Source organism: Phycicoccus sp. Root101 (assembly GCF_001426245.1).
GTDB lineage: Bacteria > Actinomycetota > Actinomycetes > Actinomycetales > Dermatophilaceae > Pedococcus.
The window spans coordinates 289,755-309,916 of record NZ_LMCM01000010.1 but is presented as its reverse complement, the minus strand read 5'-3'; the positions used below and the strand labels follow the sequence as shown (position 1 = coordinate 309,916).

Here is a 20,162-nt window from a genome sequence, read left to right as displayed (position 1 = left end):
CCGACGAAGGAGACCACCGTGGAACCCGACTTCAGCAAGTACCAGCTCATGGGAGACAACTCGGTGTACGCCAACGAGTCGGGCCTGGTCGTCCCCGTGGTCACCCGCGGCGGCAGCGAGGTCGGCGACACCGGTCAGTCCGGGGGCGCCAGCCGCATCTCCGGCGTGAGCATCCAGCACACCCCGGCCCAGCGGCTGTGGTTCGGCAAGGTGAGCAACGAGGCCGGCTACCGCTCGGTGCCGCACCACCACGGCGAGGCGGAGACCGGCGGCTACGTCCTGTCCGGCCGGGCCCGCATCTACTTCGGCGAGCGCTTCGAGGACTACCTCGACATGGCCGAGGGCGACTGGGTGTTCGTGCCGCCGTTCATGCCGCACGTCGAGTGCAACCTCGACCGCAACAACCCCCTGACCTGGATGACGACCCGCACCCCGGAGAACATCGTCGTCAACCTCGACCAGGTCGCCGACACCGACCTGCGCCACTGGGTGGACCGCCCGTGACGACCGCAGGCCCCGTGGGCTCCGAGCCGGACCCCGCCCCGACGTCCGAGATCCTCACTCGCGCGCTGGAGCTGGTTCCTGTCGCCGCGCAGCATTTCGACGCCGCCTACACCGCGACGACGCAGCCGTGCCCGTGGCCCAAGGCGTACGGCGGCGACATGGTCGCCCAGGCGGCGGCCGCGGCGATGCTGACCGTGACCGACGGCAAGACCATGCACTCGATGCACTCGTACTTCATGCGCCCGGTCGACATCGGCGCACCGGTCACCTACGAGGTCGAGGTGCTGCGCGACGGGCGCGGTTACGCCACCCGCCAGGTCCGCGCCTTCCAGAACGGCAAGGCCGCCTACACCTGCCTCGCCAGCTTCGCCGCCGGCGAGCACGGAGGTTCGTATGCCGCGCAGCCGGCCCCCGGCGTCCCCGCACCCGACACGCTGCCCAGCACCGCGGCATACCTCGCGGACCGGGCGCCGGGAGGGGACTCGACGATGACGGAGGAGTCCAAGGCGTACTGGTCGGGCGGCCGCAGCTTCGACATGCGGCACGTGCCGGGGCCGGTCTACCTCGAGGTGGACGGGGGCAGCACGCCCCACCAGGCGTTGTGGGTCAAGCCGTTCGACGCGTTGCGTCCGGTCGAGGGACTCACCGACGCCCAGCGCGACCTCGCCGCCCTCGCCTACGTGTGCGACTACACGATCCTCGAGCCGGTGCTGCGGGTCCTCGGCCTCCCGTGGGCGCAGCCGGGTCTCGTGACCGCGAGCCTCGACCACGCCATGTGGTTCCACCGCGCACCCGGGCCCGGCGTGCTCGACGGCTGGCTGCTCTACGCGCAGGAGGCGGTGGCCGCCGACTCCGGTCGCGGTGTCGGCCTCGGCCGCTTCTTCACCCCCGACGGCGAGCACCTCGCGACCGTCGTCCAGGAAGGCATGATCCGCGCCACCCCGGGAGGTCACTGATGTCGCCCACTCCGAGCACCCCCGCCCCCGCCGCCCTCTCGCCGAGCGGGTACACCGATACCTTCGCGCGTGACCACCTCCCGCCCGCGGACCAGTGGCCGGTGCTGGAGTTCACGACACCGGACCTGCAGTACCCCGAGCGGGTCAACGCCGCCGTGGAGCTGCTCGACGCCACCATCGCCGAGCACGGCCCGGACCGGCCCGCCCTGCGCTCCCCCGACGGGACCGTCTGGAGCTACGGCGAGCTGCAGCGCACGGTCAACCAGGTCGCCGCGGTGCTGATCGACGACCTCGGGCTGGTGCCCGGCAACCGGGTCCTCCTGCGCTCGCCCAACAACCCGTGGACGGTGGCTGCGTGGCTGGGCGTCCTCAAGGCCGGCGGGGTCGTCGTCACCACGATGGCGGCGCTGCGGGCCCGCGAGCTCGGCCCGATCGTCGAGAAGACCCGGCCCGGCATCGCGCTCGTCGACCACCGGTTCACCGAGGACGTCGAGACGGTTCGTCAGACGGTCGCCCCCGAGCTGGTCGTGGTCCCCTTCGGGGGCGACACCGACGAGGACCTCACCCGACGCGTGACTGCGAAGTCCGGGGAGTTCACCGCCGTCGACACGGCCGCCGACGACGTCGCCCTGTTCGGGCCGACCTCGGGCAGCACCGGGGTCCCCAAGATCACCACGCACTTCCACCGCGACGTGCTCTCGATCGACAACACCTTCGGCCGGCACGTCCTGCGCCTCACCGAGGACGACGTCGTCGCCTGCACCGCACCCTTCGCCTTCACCTTCGGCCTCGGCATGCTCGTCGTGTTCACGCTGCGGGCCGGTGCCTGCGCGCTGGTCACCGAGCAGGCGACGCCCGCCCAGCTCGCGGAGCTGGTGCAGGAGCACGGGGTGACCGTCCTCGCCACGGCCCCCACGGCATACAAGCAGATCATCAAGGCCGGCCACCTGCCCAGGCTGGCCGGGCTGCGGACGGCGGTCAGCGCCGGCGAGCACATCCCGCAGGAGGTCTGGGAGCAGATCCGCTCCGAGCTCGGGCTGGCGATCGTCGACGGCATCGGTGCCACCGAGATGCTGCACATCTTCATCTCCGCGGCCGGCGACGACATCCGCCCCGGCAGCACGGGCAAGCCGGTCCCCGGCTACCGCGCCACCATCCTCGGACCCGACGACCGACCCGTCGCCCCCGGTACCGAGGGCCGGCTCGCCGTCATCGGGCCGGTGGGCTGCCGCTACCTCGACGACGACCGGCAGCTCGGGTACGTCGTCGACGGCTGGAACGTCACCGGCGACACCTTCGTGCAGGACGAGGACGGCTACTTCATCTACCGTGCCCGCACCGACAGCATGATCGTGTCCTCGGGCTACAACATCGGCGCACCCGAGGTGGAGGCCGCGATCGACGCACACCCCGACGTGGTCGAGGCCGGCGTCGTGGGAGAACCCGACGCCGAACGCGGATCGGTCGTGAGCGCGTTCGTCGTCCTGCGCGAGGGCGTCGTCGGCGACGACGCCAAGGCCCGCGAGATCCAGGACCACGTCAAGGCGACGCTGGCCCCCTACAAGTACCCGCGCCGCGTGCGCTTCGTCGACCAGCTGCCGCGCAACACCAGCGGCAAGCTCCAGCACTTCAAGCTGCGCGACCTGACCGTCCGCACCGAGCAGGAGACCTCATGAGGATCGCGATCGTGGGCGGGGGGCCGGGAGGCCTGTACCTCGCCGCGCTGATGAAGCAGCTCGACGCCGGGCACGAGGTGACCGTCTGGGAGCGCAACGCCCCCGACGACACCTTCGGGTTCGGGGTGGTGTTCTCCGACGAGACGCTCGGCGGGATCGAGAGCGCCGACACCGTGATCTACGGCGCGATGGAGCAGCAGTTCGCCCGGTGGACCGACATCGACGTCGCCATCGACGGGCGTTCGTCGACCATCGGCGGCCAGGGGTTCGCGGCGATGAGCCGCAAGGAGCTGCTGCGCATCCTCCAGGCCCGGGTGGCCGAGCTCGGTGTGGAGGTCCACTACCGGACCGACGCCCCCGACACGGACGAGCTGCGCGCGGAGTACGACCTCGTCGTCGCCTCCGACGGCCTCAACTCGGCCGTGCGGACCCGGTATGCCGAAGTGTTCGGCCCCAGCCTCGACCGCCGCCACAACAAGTACATCTGGTTCGGCACCGACCTGGTCTTCGAGGCCTTCCAGTTCATCGTCCGGAACACCGAGTTCGGGACCATGCAGATCCACGGCTACCCGTACTCCGACAAGGGTTCGACGTTCATCGTCGAGATGCACGAGGACGTCTGGCGCCGGGCCGGCCTCGACCGCACCGAGGGCGAGGTGTTCCCTCCCGGGGTGTCCGACGAGTATGCCGTGGAGCGGGTCGCCGAGCTCTTCGCCGACGACCTCGGTGGTCACCACATCCTGACGAACAACTCCAAGTGGCTGAGCTTCACGACGGTCCGCAACGAGCGGTGGCACGACGGCAACGTCGTCCTGCTCGGCGACGCGGCACACACGGCCCACTTCTCCATCGGGTCGGGCACCAAGCTCGCCATGGAGGACGCCCTGGCGCTCGCCGCCTGCCTGCACGAGCACCCCACGGTCGGGGCGGCTCTCGCGGCATACCAGGAGGAGCGCAAGCCGGTCGTCGAGTCGACCCAGCGTGCGGCGCAGGCCAGCCTCGAGTGGTTCGAGAACATCGGCATGTACGCGGACCAGGACCCCGACGAGTTCGTCTTCAACCTGCTGACCCGCTCGCGCCGGATCACCTTCGAGAACCTCAAGGACCGCGACACCGAGTTCGCCGCACGCATCCAGGGCGCGTTCGCGCGGCAGGTGGGTGCGGGCGCAGGTGCGACCCACGGCCCTGGCGGCCCGGTCGCCGGCGAGGTCGACGAGTCGGCGCCCGCGATGTTCCAGCCCACGCGGATCGGCGCGCTGGAGCTCAAGAACCGGATCGTGCTGTCCCCGATGGACATGTACTCCGCCGTCGACGGCGTGCCCGGCGAGTTCCACCTCGTGCACCTGGGCTCCAAGGCCCTCGGCGGCGCCGGCCTCGTCATGTCGGAGATGGTCTGCGTCTCGCCCGAGGGCCGGATCACACCGGGGTGCCCCGGTCTGTGGAACGACGAGCAGCGCGACGCCTGGGCGCGCGTGACGAGCTTCGTGCACGGCCACAGCACCGGCCGGATCGGGCTGCAGCTGGGCCACTCGGGGCGCAAGGGTTCGACCAGGCTCATGTGGGAGGGCATGGACGAGCCGCTCGCCGAGGACAACTGGGAGGTCGTCGGGCCCTCGGCGCTCCCCTACGGCGAGGGCTGCCACGTCCCCCGCGAGATGACCCGCGCCGACATGAACAGCGTCGTCGACGACTTCCGCGACGCCGCCCGTCGTGGCATCGAGGCGGGGTTCGACCTCGTCGAGGTGCACGCCGCGCACGGCTACCTGCTGTCGTCCTTCCTGTCACCGATCTCCAACGTCCGCACCGACGAGTACGGCGGCTCGCTGGAGAACCGGCTCCGCTTCCCCCTCGAGGTGTTCGACGCCGTGCACGGAGCCGTGCCGGACGGCGTGCCGGTCACCGTCCGCATCTCCGCCACGGACTGGATGCCGGACGGCAACACCGAGCACGACGCCGTCGAGATCGCCCGGGCCTTCATCGAGCACGGCGCGGCCGCGATCGACGTGTCCTCGGGCCAGGTGAGCAAGGACGAGAAGCCGGCGTTCGGCCGGTCGTACCAGACGCCGTTCGCCGACCGGATCCGCCACGAGGTCGCCCGGCCGGCGGGGGTCGCGGTCATCGCGGTGGGCGCGATCTCGTCGCACGACGACGTCAACTCGATCCTGCTCGCGGGGCGCGCCGACCTCTGCGCCCTGGGCCGCACCCACCTCTACGACCCGATGTGGACGCTGCACGCCGCCGCCGAGCAGGAGCACACCGGCCCGGGGGCGCAGTGGCCGGTGCAGTGGGTCGCCGGTCGTCGCCGTCCCCCGACCTCGCGCACCGACAAGGTCCCGCCGCGGCTGGCCCTCCTGCGTGACGGCGAGGCACAGGACGTCCACCTGCGCTGGCGCCCGTCCACGACGGGGACGCCTGCGCCTGAGACCGTGTCGGCGTGACGGAACCCATCGCCAGCGCGACGCAGCGAGCCCGCATCGAGTGGATCGACACCGACGCCGCCGGGATCTACCACAACAGCACGGTCACCAGGCTGGTCGAGGCCACCGAGGCCGCGCTGGTGCGCGAGCGCGGCCTGGACGGCTACTTCCCGGTCGCCCCTCGAGTCCGGTTCGAGGCCGACTTCGAGGCCCCGCTGTTCTTCGGGCAGGAGGTGACGACGACGGTGGCGGTCACCGAGCTCGGCACGTCGTCGATGACGTTCTCGTTCGAGGTCTGGGGCGAGGCCTTCGAGGGCGCCGAACGGGTCCTGGCGGCCAAGGGGCGCTACGTCACGGTCCACCTCGACCGCACCGGGCCCGGGCGGCCGACGAGCGCGCCCTGGCCCACCGACTGGGTGCAGCGTCTGCGCGGTTGAGGCAACCCCGACCCCCGGCTCTCCCTTGCCGCTTTGGGTGCCTGGACGGTCGGATTCCCGACCGTCCAGGCACCCAAAGCGCGGAGAGAAGGAGGGGCGAACGAGGAGGGGGAGCCGGGAGGGCCGGCCCTAGGCTTCCGGCATGGCTCCCGTCCGCGTGTCCGTCGTCATCGCCAGCACCCGTCCGACCCGCATCGGGCACCACGTCGCCGCCTGGGTGGTCGAGGCGCTCGACGGCCTCACCGCACCGGACGGGCGCCCGGTCGAGGTGACGGTCCACGACCTGCGTGAGATCGCCCTGCCGTTCCTCGACGAGCCGGGGCAGCCCGCCGACGGCAACTACACGCACGACCACACCCGCCGCTGGTCCGCGGCCATGTCGGCGACCGATGCCCTGGTCCTCGTCATGCCGGAGTACAACCGCGGCTACAACGCGGCCCTGAAGAACGCGATCGACTACCTCTACGCCGAGTGGGAGGGGCTGCCCGCCGGTCTGGTCGGGTACGGCTGGCACGGTGCGTCGTACGCGAAGTCGGCGCTGCGCCAGACGCTCGAGCGCGTGAAGATGACGGTCGTCGACGGACCCGGGCTCTCCTTCGGGCAGACCCTCACCCAGGAGGGCGAGGTCGGGGCGGACGACACGGCGCAGGCGGCGCTCGGCGCGATGCTCGCCGAGCTGGTCGCAGGCGCGCGGTCCGCGAGCTGAACGCCGCAGCCCCTGCCGGCCGCTCCCGATACCCTTGACGTGGTGAGCCGGGAAGTCTGGTCGGCGTCGCTGCCGCGCTCGTGGGCAGCGTCTTGACGTTGCCGACGACCCCGAAAGGCCCTTCGTGAGCCTGAACCCCCTGCGTCCCCGACTCTTCGCCCGCACCACGTGGCACGAGGCGCAGCACGTCGCGGCCGCGCTGCGCACCGAGACCGTCGGCGGCGCCCTCCTGCTCGCCGCTGCCGTGGCCTCTCTCGTCTGGGCGAACTCCCCGTGGTTCGAGGCCTACTCGTCGTTGCGTGACCTCACGGTCGGCCCGCACGTGCTGCACCTCGACCTCACCCTCGGCCAGTGGGCGGCCGACGGCCTGCTCGCGATCTTCTTCTTCGTCGCCGGGCTCGAGCTCAAGCGCGAGTTCCTCGTCGGCGAGCTGCGCACCCCCGCGAAGGCGGCCCTGCCCGTCGCCGCCGCGCTGTGCGGCGTCGCACTCCCCGCAGTCGTGTATGCGGTGACCGTCACCTTCCTGGGCGCCGACGGCGACGCCCTCCGCGGCTGGGCGATCCCGACGGCCACCGACATCGCGTTCGCCCTGGCCGTCCTCGCGGTCATCGGGACGCACCTGCCCTCGGCCCTGCGCAGCTTCCTGCTGACCCTTGCCGTGGTCGACGACCTCGTCGCCATCACGATCATCGCCATCTTCTACACCGAGAGCCTCGACCTCGCGCTGCTCGGCCTCGCCCTGCTGCCGCTGGCCGGGTTCGCGTGGCTGACGCAGCGTCGGATCGCCCGGTGGTGGCTGCTCCTCCCGCTCGCGCTCGCCACGTGGGGCCTGGTGCACGCCTCGGGGATCCACGCCACCGTCGCCGGCGTCCTGCTCGGCCTGGTCGTGCCGGTGCGACCGCGTGCCTCGGTGCCCCGGCTCAGCACCCTCGACGCGGACGTCGACGTGGCCCAGCGGTTCGAGCACCGGCTGCGGCCCCTGTCGGCCGGGGTCGCCGTCCCGGTGTTCGCGTTCTTCGCCGCCGGGGTCCGGGTGGTCGGAGGCGGGTTCGGCGACACGCTCGCCGACGAGGCCGCGCTCGCCGTGGTGCTGGGGCTGGTGCTGGGCAAGCTCGTCGGTGTCTTCGGCGGGACGTGGGCGTTCGCCCGCTTCACCCGGGCCGAGCTCGACGACGACCTCGCCTGGTGGGACGTCGTCGGCCTGTCCCTGCTCGCCGGCATCGGCTTCACCGTGTCGCTGCTCGTGGGCGAGCTCGCCTTCGGCGCCGGCAGCCCCCGCGACGAGCACGTCAAGCTCGGGGTCCTCGCCGGGTCGCTCCTCGCGGCCGTGCTCGCGACCGGCGTGCTGAGGGCCCGCAACCGGGTGTATCGGCGGCTCGAGGAGCTGGAGTCCCGGGACGACGACGGCGACGGCATCCCCGACGCGTTCCAGGGCAGGGACGCGGGCGCGGATGTGACGGGCCGCCCACGCGGTTAGGGTTGGGGCGCCGGAACCCCCGGCAGCCACGGAAGCAGAGGTGAGGGCACCTATGGCCACCCAGTCCACCCAGGGAAGCCCCGAGCGCACGCTCGGACAGCTGGTGGCCGACGCCACCCACGACATGTCCACGATCGTCCGCAGCGAGATCGCCCTCGCGAAGGCGGAGATCACCACCGAGGCCAAGACCGCGGGCAAGAGCGCCGCGATGTTCGGGGCGGCGGCCTTCGTCGGCCTGCTGGGCCTGATCTTCCTGTTCCACACGATCGTGGCCGTGCTCGACATCTGGCTGCCCGAGTGGGCCGGCTACCTCATCACCACCGGGCTGCTCTTCGCCGTCGCCGCCGTGCTGGCGCTGGTCGGCAAGCGGAACATCGCCAACATCAACGGCAAGCCCGAGCGCACCATCAAGAACGCCCAGGAGACGGTCCAGGCCCTCAAGTCCAGCGACTGAGGACCCGGCCGCACGGCATACTCCCCGCATGACTCCCGATGCCTCGATGGCCCTGATCGACGGGCCGTGGGAGCACCGCTTCGTCGCGGCCAACGGTGCGCGCTTCCACGTCGCCGAGCAGGGCGAGGGACCGGTCGTACTGCTCCTGCACGGCTTCCCGCAGTTCTGGTGGGCGTGGCGGCACCAGATGCAGGCCCTCGCCGACGCCGGCTACCGCGCGTGCGCGATGGACCTGCGCGGGTATGGCGCGTCGGACAAGCCCCCGCGGGGGTACGACACCCGGACCTCGGCCACGGACGTCGCCAGCGTCCTGAGGTCCCTCGGGGCGTCACGGGCGGCGGTCGTCGGCCACGGCTGGGGCGGCTGGATCGCGTGGAGCATGCCCGTGCTGCAGCCCACGGTGACGCGGGCGGTCGCGTCGCTGTCGATGCCGCACCCCCTCGTCTTCCGCAAGGCGTCCTTCAGCAGTCCCCGCCAGGCCAGGGCCAACGCCTACCTCGGCGGGCTGCAGCGGCCGTTCGTGCCCGAAAGGCAGATGACGGTGCACGGCGGTTACGTGCAGCGGCTGCTGCGCCAGTGGGCCTCGCCCGAGGGCATCTGGCCCTCGCCGGAGGAGGCCAAGGTCTACGCCGACGCGATGGCCCTGCCGTTCGTCGCCCACTCCGCCGCCGAGTACTACCGCTGGCTGGTGCGCAGCCAGGCCCGTCCCGACGGCTGGCGGTTCGCCGCGACCATGAAGAAGCCGATCACGGTGCCGGTGCTGCAGCTGCACGGTGAGCGCGACGGCGCGGTGCTCCGGGCGACCGCCGGCGGCTCCCAGGCGTACTGCACGGGCCCCTACGAGCGTGCCCTGGTGCCGGGCGCGGGGCACTTCCTCCCCGAGGAGGCGCCGGACGTGGTGAGCGACCACCTCGTCCGCTGGCTCGACGGCCTCCCCGCCTGAGCGAACCTCAGCCGGCGACGCAGGCGCCGGTGCCCACCGGGCTCGAGGCGCTCGCGGCCGCGTCGAGGACCGGCCTGGCCTCGTCCATCGTCAGTGCGTAACCGGTGCTGTCGTCGTCGAGCGACTTCGCGAAGATGACACCGACGACCTTGCCGTCGGTCGACAGCAGCGGGCCGCCGGAGTTGCCGGGCCGGACCTTGGCGAAGAGGGAGTAGACCTCGCGGCTGGTGCCGGGACGTCCGTAGATGTCGGAGCCACGGGCGTCGACGACCTCACGGACGCGGGCGGCGTCGAGCTGGTAGGGACCGTCCAGGGGGAACCCGGCGACGACCCCGCTGTCGCCGCGGGCCAGGTCGGGGCCCTGCTGCAGCGGGTCGGCGGGCAGTCCGGGCACCGCGAGCACCGCGAGGTCGCGGCGGGCGTCGAACACCACGACCTGCCCGGTGTAGGAGCGGCCGGTGCCGTGGATGCGCAGGGTCGCGCGCTCCATACCGGCGACCACGTGGGCGTTGGTCACGACCCGCTCGGGTGCGACCACCCAGCCACTGCCCTCCTGGCCGCGGTTGCAGGAGGTGGCGACGCCGGTGATCTTGATGATCGACGAGGCCGCGGCGCGCACGCCCTGCGACTGGGCCACGGCGTCGTCGGGCGGGTCGACCGGGGCGATGCGCTCGGCCTCGAGGCCGTCGAAGACGCGCGGGAAGCCCTCACGGTCGAGCACCTCGCGGAAGCCGGCGAACAGGCGAGAGGTGCCCGGCGGCACCACGGAGTCGATCGTGCTCAGGACCTTGGACTCGCCGATGGCCTTGGCGATCGGTGCCGGGGCGCCACCGCGCAGCGCACCGGCGATGAACCACACGAGGACCGACGCCGAGACCACGACGGCGACCGCGCCGAGCGCGGAGTCGAACCGCTGGGCGGGCTTGACCTTGAGCTTCGAGCGCAGGCTGCCACCCACGGTCACGGCGAGGGCCTGGCCGGCCGAGGCGAGGATGAACACCCCGGCGATGAGCACGACGGACCGCAGCAGCGGCGAGCTCTGCAGGTCGTTCCACGAACCGATGGCGATGGGCAGCAGCCACATGGCGATCGCCCCACCGCTGAGGAACCCTGCGAGCGACAGGACGCTGACCACCAGGCCCTGCCGGTACCCGGTCACGGCGTAGCTGAGCAGCAGCACGATGAGGAGCAGGTCCAGGACGGAGAGTCCGAGGAACATCAGGCTCGGCCTTCCGTCGCGGTCTGGGTCAGGGCGTCACGCCGTCCACCGGGCTGGTAGCGCTCGGGGAGCGGCCGCTCGACACTACGGTCCCACGGGAGGGTAAGCCCGCCGAAATCGAGCACGGCCGACAACAAGCCCGCGGTGAACCCCCAGACGAACAGCCCGTCGAACTCGAAGCCCGGCCCGACGTACCCGCTGGGGTGGGTCACGGTGAAGCGGGCCGAGGGGTCGAGCAGGTCGGCCAGCGGCGCCCGCACCGCCCGGTGCACCTCCCCGGGGTCGATGCCGTCCACGTGCCCCGGCTCGCGCCACCACGCCAGCACGGGGGTGACGACGAACCTGCGGGGGCTGAGGTAGATCTCGGGCAGCTCGGCGACCACGTCGACCGTGTCCGGGTCGATCCCGACCTCCTCCTGCGCCTCCCGCAGGGCGGCCGCCGCGTCGGAGGCGTCGTGCGGCTCGCGCTTGCCGCCGGGGAAGGAGATGTCACCGGGCTGGGTGCGCAGGGTGTGGGCACGCTCGGTGAGGACGACGTCCTCGCCACCGGCCGGGTTCGGCCCGAAGAGGATGAGGACGCTGGAGCGGCGGCCACCCGCTGGGGGCGGGGCGAACCGGTCGAAGAAGCCGCTGTCGGCGCTCGAGATGCCTTGGTGGGCACGGTCGATCCACGCGGGACGGGCGTGCGCGGGGGGACCCTCGCTCACGCCCGGCCGGCTTCCACGACATCGGCGACCGGCGCGGCATACGGGTTGTCGGCACCGGGGGCGAGCTCGAACTTGAGCAGCTTCGCGGCCTTGGCCGGGTCGGTCTCGCCCACGCCGTAGGAGGGGCAGAGGCGCGCGATCGGGCAGGCGCCGCAGGCGGGCTTCTTCGCGTGGCAGGTGCGCCGGCCGTGGAAGATCAGGACGTGGGAGAGCATCGTCCACTCCTTGCGCGGGATCAGTGCACCCACGGCCGACTCGACCTTGACCGGGTCCTCCTCGTCGGTCCAGCCGAACCGGCGAACGAGCCGTCCAAAGTGGGTGTCGACCGTGATCCCGGGGATGCCGAACGCGTTCCCCAGCACGACGTTGGCGGTCTTGCGGCCGACGCCCGGCAGGGTCACGAGGTCCTTCATCCGGGGCGGGACCTCCCCGTCGAAGCGTTCGACGAGCTCGGCCCCGAGCTTCATCACCGAGTTGGTCTTGGCGCGGAAGAAGCCGGTCGGCTTGAGCAGCGCCTCCATCGCCTCGCGGTCGGCGCCGGCCAGCGCCGCCGCATCGGGGTAGCGCGCGAAGAGCTGCGGCGTCACCTTGTTGACCATGACGTCGGTGGTCTGGGCCGACAGCACCGTGGCCACGAGCAGCTGCAGCGGGTTCTCGAAGTCGAGCTCGCAGTGGGCGTACGGATAGTGCTCGTGGAGCTCGCGGTACATCCGGCGGGCCCGCCGGGTGAGCGCGACCGGCGACTCCTCCCGGAGCGGTGTGGAGGCAGGCTTGCGGGCAGGCGTACGGGCAGGCTTGCGTGCGGTCTCGGACACCCGTTCAGCCTACGGGTCGGGCCTGACGACGACGTGGCACACTGTCGCCCGTGGATCACGATGTGGTGAGAAGAGCCCCTCTGTTCGCTGCCCTCGACGAGGAGGCGTCCTCGACGCTGATGCAGTCGATGACGCAGACGCGCCTCGAGCGGGGCGACGTGCTCTTCTCCGAGGGCGACCAGGGCGACCGTCTCTACGTCATCCGTGAGGGCAAGGTGAAGCTCGGTCGACGCAGCAGCGACGGGCGCGAGAACCTCGTCGCCATCCTCGGCCCGGGCGAGATGTTCGGTGAGCTCAGCCTGTTCGACCCCGGCCCGCGCACGATGACTGCCACCGCGGTCGCCGAGACCCAGCTGCTCGGCATCGGCAACGAGGACCTCAACGGCCTGCTCAACGGCCGCCCCGCCGTCGCCAAGGTCCTGCTCGCCGCGCTGGCCCAGCGCCTGCGCCGCACCAACGAGAACCTTGCCGACCTCGTCTTCACCGACGTCCCCGGCCGCGTCGCCAAGGCGCTGCTCGACCTCTCGGCCCGGTTCGGCCGTCCGGTCGAGGAGGGCATCCTCGTCGCCCACGACCTCACCCAGGAGGAGCTCGCCCAGCTGGTCGGCGCCTCCCGCGAGACGGTCAACAAGGCCCTGGCCGACTTCGCGACCCGTGGCTGGCTCCGGCTCGAGGCCCGGGCCGTGCTCATCATGGACGTCGAGCGCCTCAAGCGCCGCGCCCGCTAGCCCGTACCCACCTCGCGCCCGCCCGCTCGGCCCGCGCCCACGGGTTCGATGTGGACACGCCCGGATCTCCCGCCGTGTCCACATCGAACCAACGAGCGCCGAGGGTCAGCCGGTGTAGACGCGTACCCAGTCGACCTTGAGCTTCTGGACCGGGAATGCCGCCTTGTCGTTGGGGCCGCTCTGGCGGTTGGCCGCCTTGTACTTCCCGGCGAAGACCTCTCCCTGGAGGATCGTCATCCACGGGGACCGCATGATCGTCGCGCAGCTGGCGGTGTCCGGCACGGTGAAGGGTGCCTTGCGGCAGCTGTCGATGGCCTTGGCCTCCTTCTCCTCCACCGCCTTGCCGTCGAGCAGGTACGTGGCCGTGTTCCCCCGCTTGATCACCGTCCACGTGTGGGTCGACCCCGCCTTCACCGGGTCCTGGTGCTCGCGGCGCAAGGTGCGGCCGGGATGCGCCCCGTTCGTGGCGCACGACATGTGCGTCGTCGAGTACGAAGCGCCGGGCTTGTTGCCGTACCACTCCACGGCGTCCACCTCCCCGAGGTTCGTGACCGTGACCGTCTTCCCGTCGTAGGAGCAGTAGGGCTGGGCGTTGTTGGCCCACAACGCCTGCCGCGTCCCGGTCGCCGGGTCGGACGGCAGGGTGGCCCTGAAGTCCATCCGCACCGCGGCGCCGGAAGCCTGGTAGGCCGCCGCCTCCATCTGCAGTCGGCCGGAGGTGTAGACCGGCACCTTGCGCGCGCCGCTGCACGCCTTGACCGAAGGCTTGCTGTCCGCCAGCCACGAGAAGTCCGTCTCTGACGTCGGAGCCGCTTTGGCACACAGGCGACGCGTCGTGATGACCAGCTTCCCGTTGGCAAGATCCACGTTCTTGGCCAGGTTGCGCGCCTGGGACTTCCCCGGCGAGACGACCCCCCTGTCCTTGGTGCTCCAGGCGGAGAGGGGTGCGTCCTCGACCTTCCTCCACTCGGTCGGCCACTGCGACCTGGGCGACCCGAACTCCGAGTGCCAAGCGGGCTTCCAGCCCTTCGCCGCCGCCGCTTGCTGGTCCCCGGCCCGTGCCGCGGTACCGGCCCCTGCCGCGTTGCCAGCCAGCGTGGTCGTGGCCGCCACGGTCGCCGTGGCGAACGTGGCCAGGACGACGCCTGCTGCCAGCCGGTTCCTCTGCGTGCGTTTGATCATGTTTTCTCCCCCTTGGTGTGGAAGCCCGAGGCTAGGGAGCCCCTTGCCGAAGGTCCATAGGGAGCACTCCCCTTGTGCCGGGAGGGCGCACCGTGCTGTGAGCGTCGAGCACTCACCCCTGCTTCGGCGGTTCGAGGTGTTCGACGACCGGATCCCGGTACCGGAATACCTCGACCGCGGGTTGTGGGAGCGCCGCTCAACGAGTGCGCAGGTACTCCAGCTGCGCTGCCACGCTCTGGGCCGCCGCCGGCCAGACCTCGCGGGGCACGTCGGCATACACCGTCTCGACCACGGCCCGGACCGGGTCGGCCGCCTGCGCGGCACCGTCCGCGAGCGCCTGCCGCACCTGTTCGAGCCGTTCGGCCCGGTGCTGCCGGTAGAAGGCGACCATGGCCGAGGCGTCGGGCACGACCGGTCCGTGACCGGGCAGGATCGAGGTCACGGCGCCACCCCCGGTGAGCGCCGCGATCCGCTCCAACGACGAGAGGTATGCCGCCAGCTCACCGTCGGGGTGCGCGACCACCGTGGTGCCGCGGCCCAGGACTGTGTCGCCGGTGAGGAGGGCGTGGTCGGCGGGGAGCGCGAACGACAGGGAGTCGGAGGTGTGCCCGGGGGTTGCCACGACCCGCAGCTCGAGCCCGCCGGCCGAGACGACGGCGCCGTCGCCGAGGTCGTCGTGGCCGCGGCCGACCGCGCGGGTGGGGGCGCCGGTGAGCTCGGCGAAGCGCCCGGCACCCTCGGCGTGGTCGGCGTGGCCGTGGGTGAGGATCGTCTGGGCCACGCGGGCGCCGCGGTCGGCGACCGCCGCGACCACGGCCTGCAGGTGGGGCTCGTGCAGCGGGCCGGGGTCGATGACGAGGGCCTCGCTGGAGCCGGGTTCGAGCAGCACCCAGGTGTTGGTGCCGTCGAGGGTCATCGGGCCGGGGTTGGGGCACAGGACGCACAGCGCCCGGTCGGTCACCTGGCCTCCGCGCCACTGCCCTGGCGCCGCCGAGGGGGCAGGCGCGACCGCACTCATCGCGGGAGGTCGGCCCGCATCACCAGGCCGGAACCGGTGTCGACGAGCTCGGGCTGGACGGTCTCGATGACGGGCTGCTCGGCGATGAACTCGGCCGCGGACGCGGCGGCGGCCACCTCCTCGACGGCCACGACGGTGGGTGGAAGCATCAGCGCCTCGCCGCTCTCCCACGCCTGCAGCAGCTCGGCGGGGCGCACCCAGGCCGCGAGGTCCGCCTCGGTGGTCTGGTCGTCGGCACGGTGGCCGGAAGGGACGGCGGCGGTGAAGAAGCGCGTGTCGTAGCGGCGGGCCTCGAACACCGGGGTCACCCAGTGGGCGCGGTAGCCGAGCAGGTCCGAGCGCAGCAGGAGGCCGTGCTCCTGCAGGACCTGGGACAGCGACGCCTCGCGGTCGAGCAGGCGGCGGCGCTGCTCACGCCAGTGCTCGCTCGCGACGTCCTCGACGATGGAGTCGGGCGTCGGGCCCGCGAGCAGGACCCCGCACTCCTCGAACACCTCGCGCACGGCGGCGGCGACGAGCTCCCGGGCACGGCTCTCGTCCACGCGCAGGCGGGAGGCCCACTCGGCGGGCGAGGGGCCCGCCCACGGCAGCGACTCCTCGGCGTCGCGGCTGTCGACGCCACCACCGGGGAACACCATCATCCGCGGGGCGAACGCCATCGTCGCGACCCGCCGGAGCATGAACACCTCCACGCCGGCCGCCGCATCACGGACGAACATCACGGTCGCCGCGAGCCGTGGTGTCGGGGAGGACGAGGGGTCCGGATCAGCGAGCCACTCGTCGATGCGCGCGCGCAGGGACGGTGACTCGCTGATCGGGAAGTCGCGGAGCACCGCGTCAGTACCTCGGGTCTCGGCTGCTCAGTCGTCCGCGACGGCGACGACGATCTCGACCTCGACGGGGGCGTCGAGCGGCAGCACGGCCACACCGACGGCGGACCGGGCGTGGATGCCGGCGTCCCCGAAGGCCTTGCCCATGAGCTCGCTGGCCCCGTTGATGACCCCGGGCTGGCCGGTGAACGCGGGGTCGGACGCCACGAACCCGACGAGCTTGACCACCTGGGTCACCTTGTCGAGGTCGCCGACGAGGCCCTTGACGGCGGCGATGGCGTTGAGCGCGCAGATCTGCGCGAGCTCGGCGGCCCGCTCCGGGGACACCAGGCCCTCGCCCACGCCGACCTTGCCGGTCTCGGCCAGGGCTCCGGACACCATGGGCAGCTGCCCGGAGGTGTAGATCCGGCGTCCGTCCTGGATCGCCGGGACGTAGGCGGCCACCGGCTTGGCGACCTCGGGCACGGTCAGGCCGAGCTCGGCCAGACGGTCTTCGACTCTGCTCATGTCAGGCTTTCTCCCGCTTCAGGTAGGCGACCAGTCCGTTGCCGTCGGGGCCGGTGAGGACCTGGACGAGCTCCCAGCCGTCCTCACCCCACTGGTCGAGGATCTGCTTGGTCGCGTGCACGATCAGCGGCACGGTCGCGTACTCCCATTTCTGCATGGTCCGCAGCCTAGCCACCGCTGGCAGGATGGGTGCATGGCCACTGCTGCGGACCGGAGCCCCATCGAGGTCCTCGACGAGCGGGCGGCCCCACCGACCCGCACGACGTCCTACGGCGACGACGACGCGCAGGTCTACGACGTGCGCCTCCCGAAGCGCCTCACGCGCTCGCTGACCGTCGTCGTCGTGCACGGCGGCTTCTGGCGGGCGGAGTACGACCGGGGCCACGCCAGCCGCCAGGCCCAGGCCTTCGCCGACGCGGGTTACCCCGTCGCCGTGGTCGAGTACCGCAGGCCCGGCATGCCCGGTGGTGGCTGGCCCGGCACCGCGCAGGACATCGCTGCAGCCCTCACCGCCATCCGCCGCGACCCCGACCTCGCCCACCCGCCCGTGCTCGTCGGCCACTCCGCGGGGGGTCAGCTCGTCACGTGGGCCGCCGCCCAGCCGTGGGCGCACGGGCTGCGCGGGGCCGTGAGCCTCGCCGGCGTCGTGGACCTCGCGCACGGCGCGGCGACGCAGGTGGGTGGCGACGCCATACCGGCGTTCCTCGGGGGCTCCCCCGAGGAGGTGCCGCAGGCGTATGCCGCCGCCGACCCGGCGGTCCTGCCGCCGTCCGTCCCCGTCGTGCTCGTGCACGCGCGGGACGACGACGTGGTGCCCTTCGCGCTGAGCGAGCGGTATGCCGCGGCGCACCGCGGCCCGTCGGTGCGCCTCACCCCCGTGGCCGGCGGGGGCCACTACGGGCTGATCGACCCGGAGCACCCGGCGTTCGCCGAGGTCGCCGCGGCGGTGGACCTGCTCGCCTCCTAGTCTGGGCGCATGCCAGAGCGCGCCCTGCCCGACCTGTCCAAGGTCCGCCTGCACGTGGTGACGGGCAAGGGCGGCACCGGCAAGACGACCGTCGCAGCCGCCCTGGCCCTCGGGCTGTCGCGGCAGGGCAAGCGCGTCCTGCTGGTCGAGGTCGAGGAGCGGCAGGGCATCTCGCAGACGTTCGACGTCCCGCCGCTCGGCCACACCGAGACCCGGGTCGTCCACGACCGCAGCGGCGGTGAGGTCTGGGCGATCTCCGTCGACGCCAAGCAGTCGCTGGGCGAGTACCTCCAGAAGTTCTACAAGGTGGGCCGGGCCATGGGCCTGCTCGACAAGTTCGGGGCGGTCGACTTCGCGACCACCATCGCGCCAGGCCTGCGCGACGTCCTGCTCATCGGCAAGGTCTACGAGGCCGCCGGGCGCCGGGCCGGGCGCTCGGGCGCCCTCGCGTACGACGCGGTCGTGCTCGACGCCCCACCGACCGGGCGCGTGGTGCGGTTCCTCAACGTCAACGCCGAGGTGGCCGACGTGGCCAAGGTGGGGCSGATCCACAGCCAGGCCGACTCGATCACCCGGATGATGCGCAGCCACACGACCGCGGTCCACGTGGTGACGCTGCTCGAGGAGATGCCGGTCCAGGAGACCGTCGACGCCCTCAGGGACCTGCGGGCGGCCGACCTGCCCCTCGGGGCGATCGTCGTCAACCAGCTGCGCGACCCGCTCCTGTCCGACAAGGCCCTGAGGTCGGTGCGGGGCGGCCGCACGGCCAAGCTCGCCGAGGGGGTCGCCGCGGACCTCGCGTCCGTGGGGGTCAAGGCGACCGCCGGTGTCGTCGCAGGCCTGCTCGTCGACGCCGGCCAGCACGCGGACCGGGTGGCCCTCGAACGCGAGCAGGACGCGATCCTCGCCGAGCAGGGGCGCCTCACGGTCCGCCTGCCGCTCCTGCCCGAGGGCACCGAGGGCGGCGGCATCTCCGTCCTCGCCGACGCCGTCGCCGAGCAGGGGATGATCTGATGGTCGCCCGCACCACCACCGGGCACGGCCTCGACGTCGCCGCGCTGCTCACCGACCCGGCCACCCGCATCGTCGTCTGCTGCGGCGCCGGCGGCGTCGGCAAGACCACGACGGCGGCGGCCATGGGCCTGTGGGCCGCCGAGCACGGTCGCAGGGTCGTCGTCCTCACCATCGACCCGGCCCGGCGCCTGGCCCAGTCGCTCGGGCTGACCGAGCTCGACAACACCCCGCGCCCCGTCGAGGGCGCCGGCGCCGGGGGCGGCTCCCTGGACGCGATGATGCTCGACATGAAGCGCACCTTCGACGAGGTGGTCGAGCAGCACGCCACCCCGGAGAAGGCCGCCCAGATCCTCGCGAACCCGTTCTACCAAGCCGTCTCGAGCTCGTTCGCGGGGACGCAGGAGTACATGGCGATGGAGAAGCTCGGCCAGCTGCGGGCCGAGGCCGACCGCACCGGGCGGTGGGACCTCGTCGTCGTCGACACCCCGCCGTCGCGCTCGGCGCTGGACTTCCTCGACGCGCCCAAGCGCCTGGGGTCCTTCCTCGACGGCCGGTTCATCCGGCTGATGACCGCCCCGGCCAAGGCCGGGGGGCGAGCCGGCTTCAAGGTGTTCAGCGTCGGCGTGACGATGGTGACGAGCACGATGTCCAAGCTGCTGGGCGGGCAGCTCCTCCAGGACGTGCAGACCTTCGTGGCGGCGCTCGACACCATGTTCGGCGGGTTCCGCGAGCGCGCGGACCAGACCTACGCGCTGCTCAAGAACTCCGAGACGGCGTTCGTCGTCGTGGCCGCCCCCGAACGCGACGCGCTGCGGGAGGCGTCGTACTTCGCCGGGCGCCTCGACGAGGAGCACATGCCGCTCGCCGGACTCGTCGTCAACCGCATCCAGCGGGTGGCCGCACCATCGCTGCGCGCCTCACGGGCCCTGGCCGCCGCCGACCAGCTCGCCGACGCGGAGGGCCCGGACCGCAGCGCGACCAGCGCCGAGACCGAGGGACTGCTGCGCCTGCACGCCGCCCTCGCCGAGACCGCCGAGCGGCAGGAGCGGCAGGTGAGGCGGTTCACCGCCGGGCACCCCGGCATACCCCTCGTGGAGGTGCCGGCCGCGGCCCAGGACATCCACGACCTCGCCGGGCTGCGCGCGGTGGCGGCCTCCCTCACCGGGGGCTGAGCCCACCCCGGAACGCCGACGAGCCGGCCGCCTCGGGGGGAAGGCGCCGGCTCGGGCTCGGTCGTGCGGGGTCGTGCTGTGCGCGCGGGGTCAGGCGCTCTCCTCGTCCCGGGACTGGCCACGGGCCGCGGCGAACAGGTTCGCCCAGGAGGTGATGTTGGGGCGGCGCTTGAGCAGGGCGCGGCGCTCGCGCTCCGTCATCCCTCCCCAGACACCGAACTCGGTGCGGTTGTCGAGGGCGTCGGCGAGGCACTCGGCGATGACCGGGCACCCCTGGCAGACGACCTTGGCGGTCTGCTGGGCGGCTCCCTGGACGAAGAGGGCGTCGGGGTCGGCGGTGGAGCAGGAGCCCAAGGGCGCCCAGTCCTCGACCCATCCAGTACCCGCCGCACCCGATCGGGTGGGTCGCGCTGGTGCGATCGTCATCTCAGTG

The 20,162-nt window shown here is 72.4% G+C and carries 22 protein-coding genes; 13 read left to right on the top strand and 9 right to left on the bottom strand.

What is annotated here, in order from left to right; all coding sequences use genetic code 11:
- Positions 1-18 precede the first annotated feature (18 nt).
- From ASC58_RS18425 to ASC58_RS18385, 9 genes are all read left to right on the top strand, one after another.
- Positions 19-504 carry a cupin domain-containing protein gene (locus ASC58_RS18425; RefSeq protein WP_056915760.1) on the top strand — a complete coding sequence of 162 codons (486 nt, stop codon included), beginning with the start codon at positions 19-21 and terminating at the stop codon, positions 502-504.
- A complete protein-coding gene (locus tag ASC58_RS18420; RefSeq protein WP_235529310.1) occupies positions 501-1,460 on the top strand; it encodes an acyl-CoA thioesterase II in 960 nt (319 codons plus the stop codon). Before ASC58_RS18425 ends, ASC58_RS18420 begins: the two co-directional genes overlap by 4 nt.
- Positions 1,460-3,136: an AMP-binding protein gene (locus tag ASC58_RS18415; RefSeq protein ID WP_056920304.1), complete on the top strand. Its 1,677-nt coding sequence runs from the start codon at positions 1,460-1,462 to the stop codon at positions 3,134-3,136. The genes ASC58_RS18420 and ASC58_RS18415 overlap by 1 nt, the downstream gene beginning before the upstream one ends.
- Entirely contained in the window at positions 3,133-5,574 is a 2,442-nt protein-coding gene (locus tag ASC58_RS18410) for a bifunctional salicylyl-CoA 5-hydroxylase/oxidoreductase (RefSeq protein ID WP_056915762.1), read from the top strand. The genes ASC58_RS18415 and ASC58_RS18410 overlap by 4 nt, the downstream gene beginning before the upstream one ends.
- Entirely contained in the window at positions 5,571-5,990 is a 420-nt protein-coding gene (locus ASC58_RS18405; RefSeq protein ID WP_200947868.1) for a thioesterase family protein, read from the top strand. The genes ASC58_RS18410 and ASC58_RS18405 overlap by 4 nt, the downstream gene beginning before the upstream one ends.
- A gap of 142 nt (positions 5,991-6,132) precedes the next feature.
- Positions 6,133-6,696 (top strand): NADPH-dependent FMN reductase, encoded by a 564-nt coding sequence (locus ASC58_RS18400; protein WP_056920303.1) that lies wholly within the window; start codon positions 6,133-6,135, stop codon positions 6,694-6,696.
- 124 nt (positions 6,697-6,820) lie between these two features.
- Positions 6,821-8,173, top strand: coding sequence for a Na+/H+ antiporter NhaA (gene nhaA, locus ASC58_RS18395; RefSeq protein WP_056920302.1), 1,353 nt, complete (start codon positions 6,821-6,823; stop codon positions 8,171-8,173).
- Between the two features lie 52 nt (positions 8,174-8,225).
- Complete coding sequence (locus ASC58_RS18390; RefSeq protein WP_056920301.1) at positions 8,226-8,627, top strand: phage holin family protein; 402 nt, start codon at positions 8,226-8,228, stop codon at positions 8,625-8,627.
- Between the two features lie 28 nt (positions 8,628-8,655).
- The gene (locus ASC58_RS18385; RefSeq protein WP_056920300.1) at positions 8,656-9,570 is read left to right on the top strand and encodes an alpha/beta fold hydrolase; all 915 of its coding nucleotides are present in this window, start codon (positions 8,656-8,658) and stop codon (positions 9,568-9,570) included.
- 7 nt (positions 9,571-9,577) lie between these two features.
- On the opposite strand, the gene ASC58_RS18380 is transcribed toward ASC58_RS18385, so the two are convergent.
- From ASC58_RS18380 to nth, 3 genes are read right to left on the bottom strand one after another with little or no spacing between them, the layout of a single operon-like run.
- On the bottom strand, positions 9,578-10,789 hold the full coding sequence (locus tag ASC58_RS18380) for a MarP family serine protease (RefSeq protein ID WP_056915767.1): 1,212 nt from the start codon (positions 10,787-10,789) through the stop codon (positions 9,578-9,580).
- Positions 10,789-11,496 (bottom strand): CoA pyrophosphatase, encoded by a 708-nt coding sequence (locus tag ASC58_RS18375; RefSeq protein WP_082553444.1) that lies wholly within the window; start codon positions 11,494-11,496, stop codon positions 10,789-10,791. Before ASC58_RS18375 ends, ASC58_RS18380 begins: the two co-directional genes overlap by 1 nt.
- On the bottom strand, positions 11,493-12,206 hold the full coding sequence (nth, locus tag ASC58_RS18370) for an endonuclease III (protein ID WP_200947881.1): 714 nt from the start codon (positions 12,204-12,206) through the stop codon (positions 11,493-11,495). The genes ASC58_RS18375 and nth overlap by 4 nt, the downstream gene beginning before the upstream one ends.
- A gap of 155 nt (positions 12,207-12,361) precedes the next feature.
- On the opposite strand from nth, the gene ASC58_RS18365 reads away from it, so the two are divergent.
- Positions 12,362-13,039 carry a Crp/Fnr family transcriptional regulator gene (locus ASC58_RS18365; protein WP_056915769.1) on the top strand — a complete coding sequence of 226 codons (678 nt, stop codon included), beginning with the start codon at positions 12,362-12,364 and terminating at the stop codon, positions 13,037-13,039.
- A gap of 105 nt (positions 13,040-13,144) precedes the next feature.
- Here ASC58_RS18365 and ASC58_RS18360 read toward each other — a convergent pair whose 3' ends face one another.
- The 5 genes from ASC58_RS18360 to ASC58_RS21185 all read right to left on the bottom strand — a co-directional run bounded on the left by ASC58_RS18360 (position 13,145) and on the right by ASC58_RS21185 (position 16,733).
- Positions 13,145-14,221 carry a family 16 glycosylhydrolase gene (locus ASC58_RS18360; protein WP_056920298.1) on the bottom strand — a complete coding sequence of 359 codons (1,077 nt, stop codon included), beginning with the start codon at positions 14,219-14,221 and terminating at the stop codon, positions 13,145-13,147.
- Positions 14,222-14,417: 196 nt separating this feature from the next.
- The gene (locus tag ASC58_RS18355) at positions 14,418-15,239 is read right to left on the bottom strand and encodes an MBL fold metallo-hydrolase (protein ID WP_056920297.1); all 822 of its coding nucleotides are present in this window, start codon (positions 15,237-15,239) and stop codon (positions 14,418-14,420) included.
- Complete coding sequence (locus ASC58_RS18350; protein WP_157581420.1) at positions 15,236-16,072, bottom strand: NUDIX hydrolase; 837 nt, start codon at positions 16,070-16,072, stop codon at positions 15,236-15,238. The genes ASC58_RS18355 and ASC58_RS18350 overlap by 4 nt, the downstream gene beginning before the upstream one ends.
- Before the next feature lie 27 nt (positions 16,073-16,099).
- A complete protein-coding gene (locus ASC58_RS18345; RefSeq protein ID WP_056920296.1) occupies positions 16,100-16,576 on the bottom strand; it encodes a RidA family protein in 477 nt (158 codons plus the stop codon).
- A gap of 1 nt (position 16,577) precedes the next feature.
- Positions 16,578-16,733: a DUF4177 domain-containing protein gene (locus ASC58_RS21185; protein ID WP_140742397.1), complete on the bottom strand. Its 156-nt coding sequence runs from the start codon at positions 16,731-16,733 to the stop codon at positions 16,578-16,580.
- 36 nt (positions 16,734-16,769) lie between these two features.
- Here ASC58_RS21185 and ASC58_RS18340 point away from each other — a divergent pair, with 36 nt between their 5' ends.
- The 3 genes from ASC58_RS18340 to ASC58_RS18330 are packed head-to-tail and all read left to right on the top strand — an operon-like array spanning position 16,770 to position 19,729.
- Positions 16,770-17,543 (top strand): S9 family peptidase, encoded by a 774-nt coding sequence (locus tag ASC58_RS18340; protein ID WP_056920295.1) that lies wholly within the window; start codon positions 16,770-16,772, stop codon positions 17,541-17,543.
- A gap of 9 nt (positions 17,544-17,552) precedes the next feature.
- The gene (locus tag ASC58_RS18335) at positions 17,553-18,557 is read left to right on the top strand and encodes an ArsA-related P-loop ATPase (protein WP_056920294.1); all 1,005 of its coding nucleotides are present in this window, start codon (positions 17,553-17,555) and stop codon (positions 18,555-18,557) included.
- A complete protein-coding gene (locus tag ASC58_RS18330) occupies positions 18,557-19,729 on the top strand; it encodes an ArsA family ATPase (RefSeq protein WP_056920293.1) in 1,173 nt (390 codons plus the stop codon). The genes ASC58_RS18335 and ASC58_RS18330 overlap by 1 nt, the downstream gene beginning before the upstream one ends.
- A gap of 90 nt (positions 19,730-19,819) precedes the next feature.
- On the opposite strand, the gene ASC58_RS18325 is transcribed toward ASC58_RS18330, so the two are convergent.
- On the bottom strand, positions 19,820-20,155 hold the full coding sequence (locus ASC58_RS18325; protein WP_056920292.1) for a WhiB family transcriptional regulator: 336 nt from the start codon (positions 20,153-20,155) through the stop codon (positions 19,820-19,822).
- Positions 20,156-20,162 lie beyond the last annotated feature (7 nt).

What these genes read in the sequence shown, in the direction of transcription:
- ASC58_RS18415 (WP_056920304.1), top strand. Translation starts at nt 1,460, where the DNA reads ATGTCGCCCACTCCGAGCACCCCCGCCCCCGCCGCCCTCTCGCCGAGC.
- ASC58_RS18410 (WP_056915762.1), top strand. Translation starts at nt 3,133, where the DNA reads ATGAGGATCGCGATCGTGGGCGGGGGGCCGGGAGGCCTGTACCTCGCC.
- ASC58_RS18400 (WP_056920303.1), top strand. Translation starts at nt 6,133, where the DNA reads ATGGCTCCCGTCCGCGTGTCCGTCGTCATCGCCAGCACCCGTCCGACC.
- ASC58_RS18390 (WP_056920301.1), top strand. Translation starts at nt 8,226, where the DNA reads ATGGCCACCCAGTCCACCCAGGGAAGCCCCGAGCGCACGCTCGGACAG.
- ASC58_RS18385 (WP_056920300.1), top strand. Translation starts at nt 8,656, where the DNA reads ATGACTCCCGATGCCTCGATGGCCCTGATCGACGGGCCGTGGGAGCAC.
- ASC58_RS18380 (WP_056915767.1), bottom strand. Translation starts at nt 10,789, where the DNA reads ATGTTCCTCGGACTCTCCGTCCTGGACCTGCTCCTCATCGTGCTGCTG.
- nth (WP_200947881.1), bottom strand. Translation starts at nt 12,206, where the DNA reads ATGTACCGCGAGCTCCACGAGCACTATCCGTACGCCCACTGCGAGCTC.
- ASC58_RS18360 (WP_056920298.1), bottom strand. Translation starts at nt 14,221, where the DNA reads ATGATCAAACGCACGCAGAGGAACCGGCTGGCAGCAGGCGTCGTCCTG.
- ASC58_RS18355 (WP_056920297.1), bottom strand. Translation starts at nt 15,239, where the DNA reads ATGAGTGCGGTCGCGCCTGCCCCCTCGGCGGCGCCAGGGCAGTGGCGC.
- ASC58_RS18345 (WP_056920296.1), bottom strand. Translation starts at nt 16,576, where the DNA reads ATGAGCAGAGTCGAAGACCGTCTGGCCGAGCTCGGCCTGACCGTGCCC.
- ASC58_RS21185 (WP_140742397.1), bottom strand. Translation starts at nt 16,733, where the DNA reads ATGCAGAAATGGGAGTACGCGACCGTGCCGCTGATCGTGCACGCGACC.
- ASC58_RS18340 (WP_056920295.1), top strand. Translation starts at nt 16,770, where the DNA reads ATGGCCACTGCTGCGGACCGGAGCCCCATCGAGGTCCTCGACGAGCGG.
- ASC58_RS18330 (WP_056920293.1), top strand. Translation starts at nt 18,557, where the DNA reads ATGGTCGCCCGCACCACCACCGGGCACGGCCTCGACGTCGCCGCGCTG.
- ASC58_RS18325 (WP_056920292.1), bottom strand. Translation starts at nt 20,155, where the DNA reads ATGACGATCGCACCAGCGCGACCCACCCGATCGGGTGCGGCGGGTACT.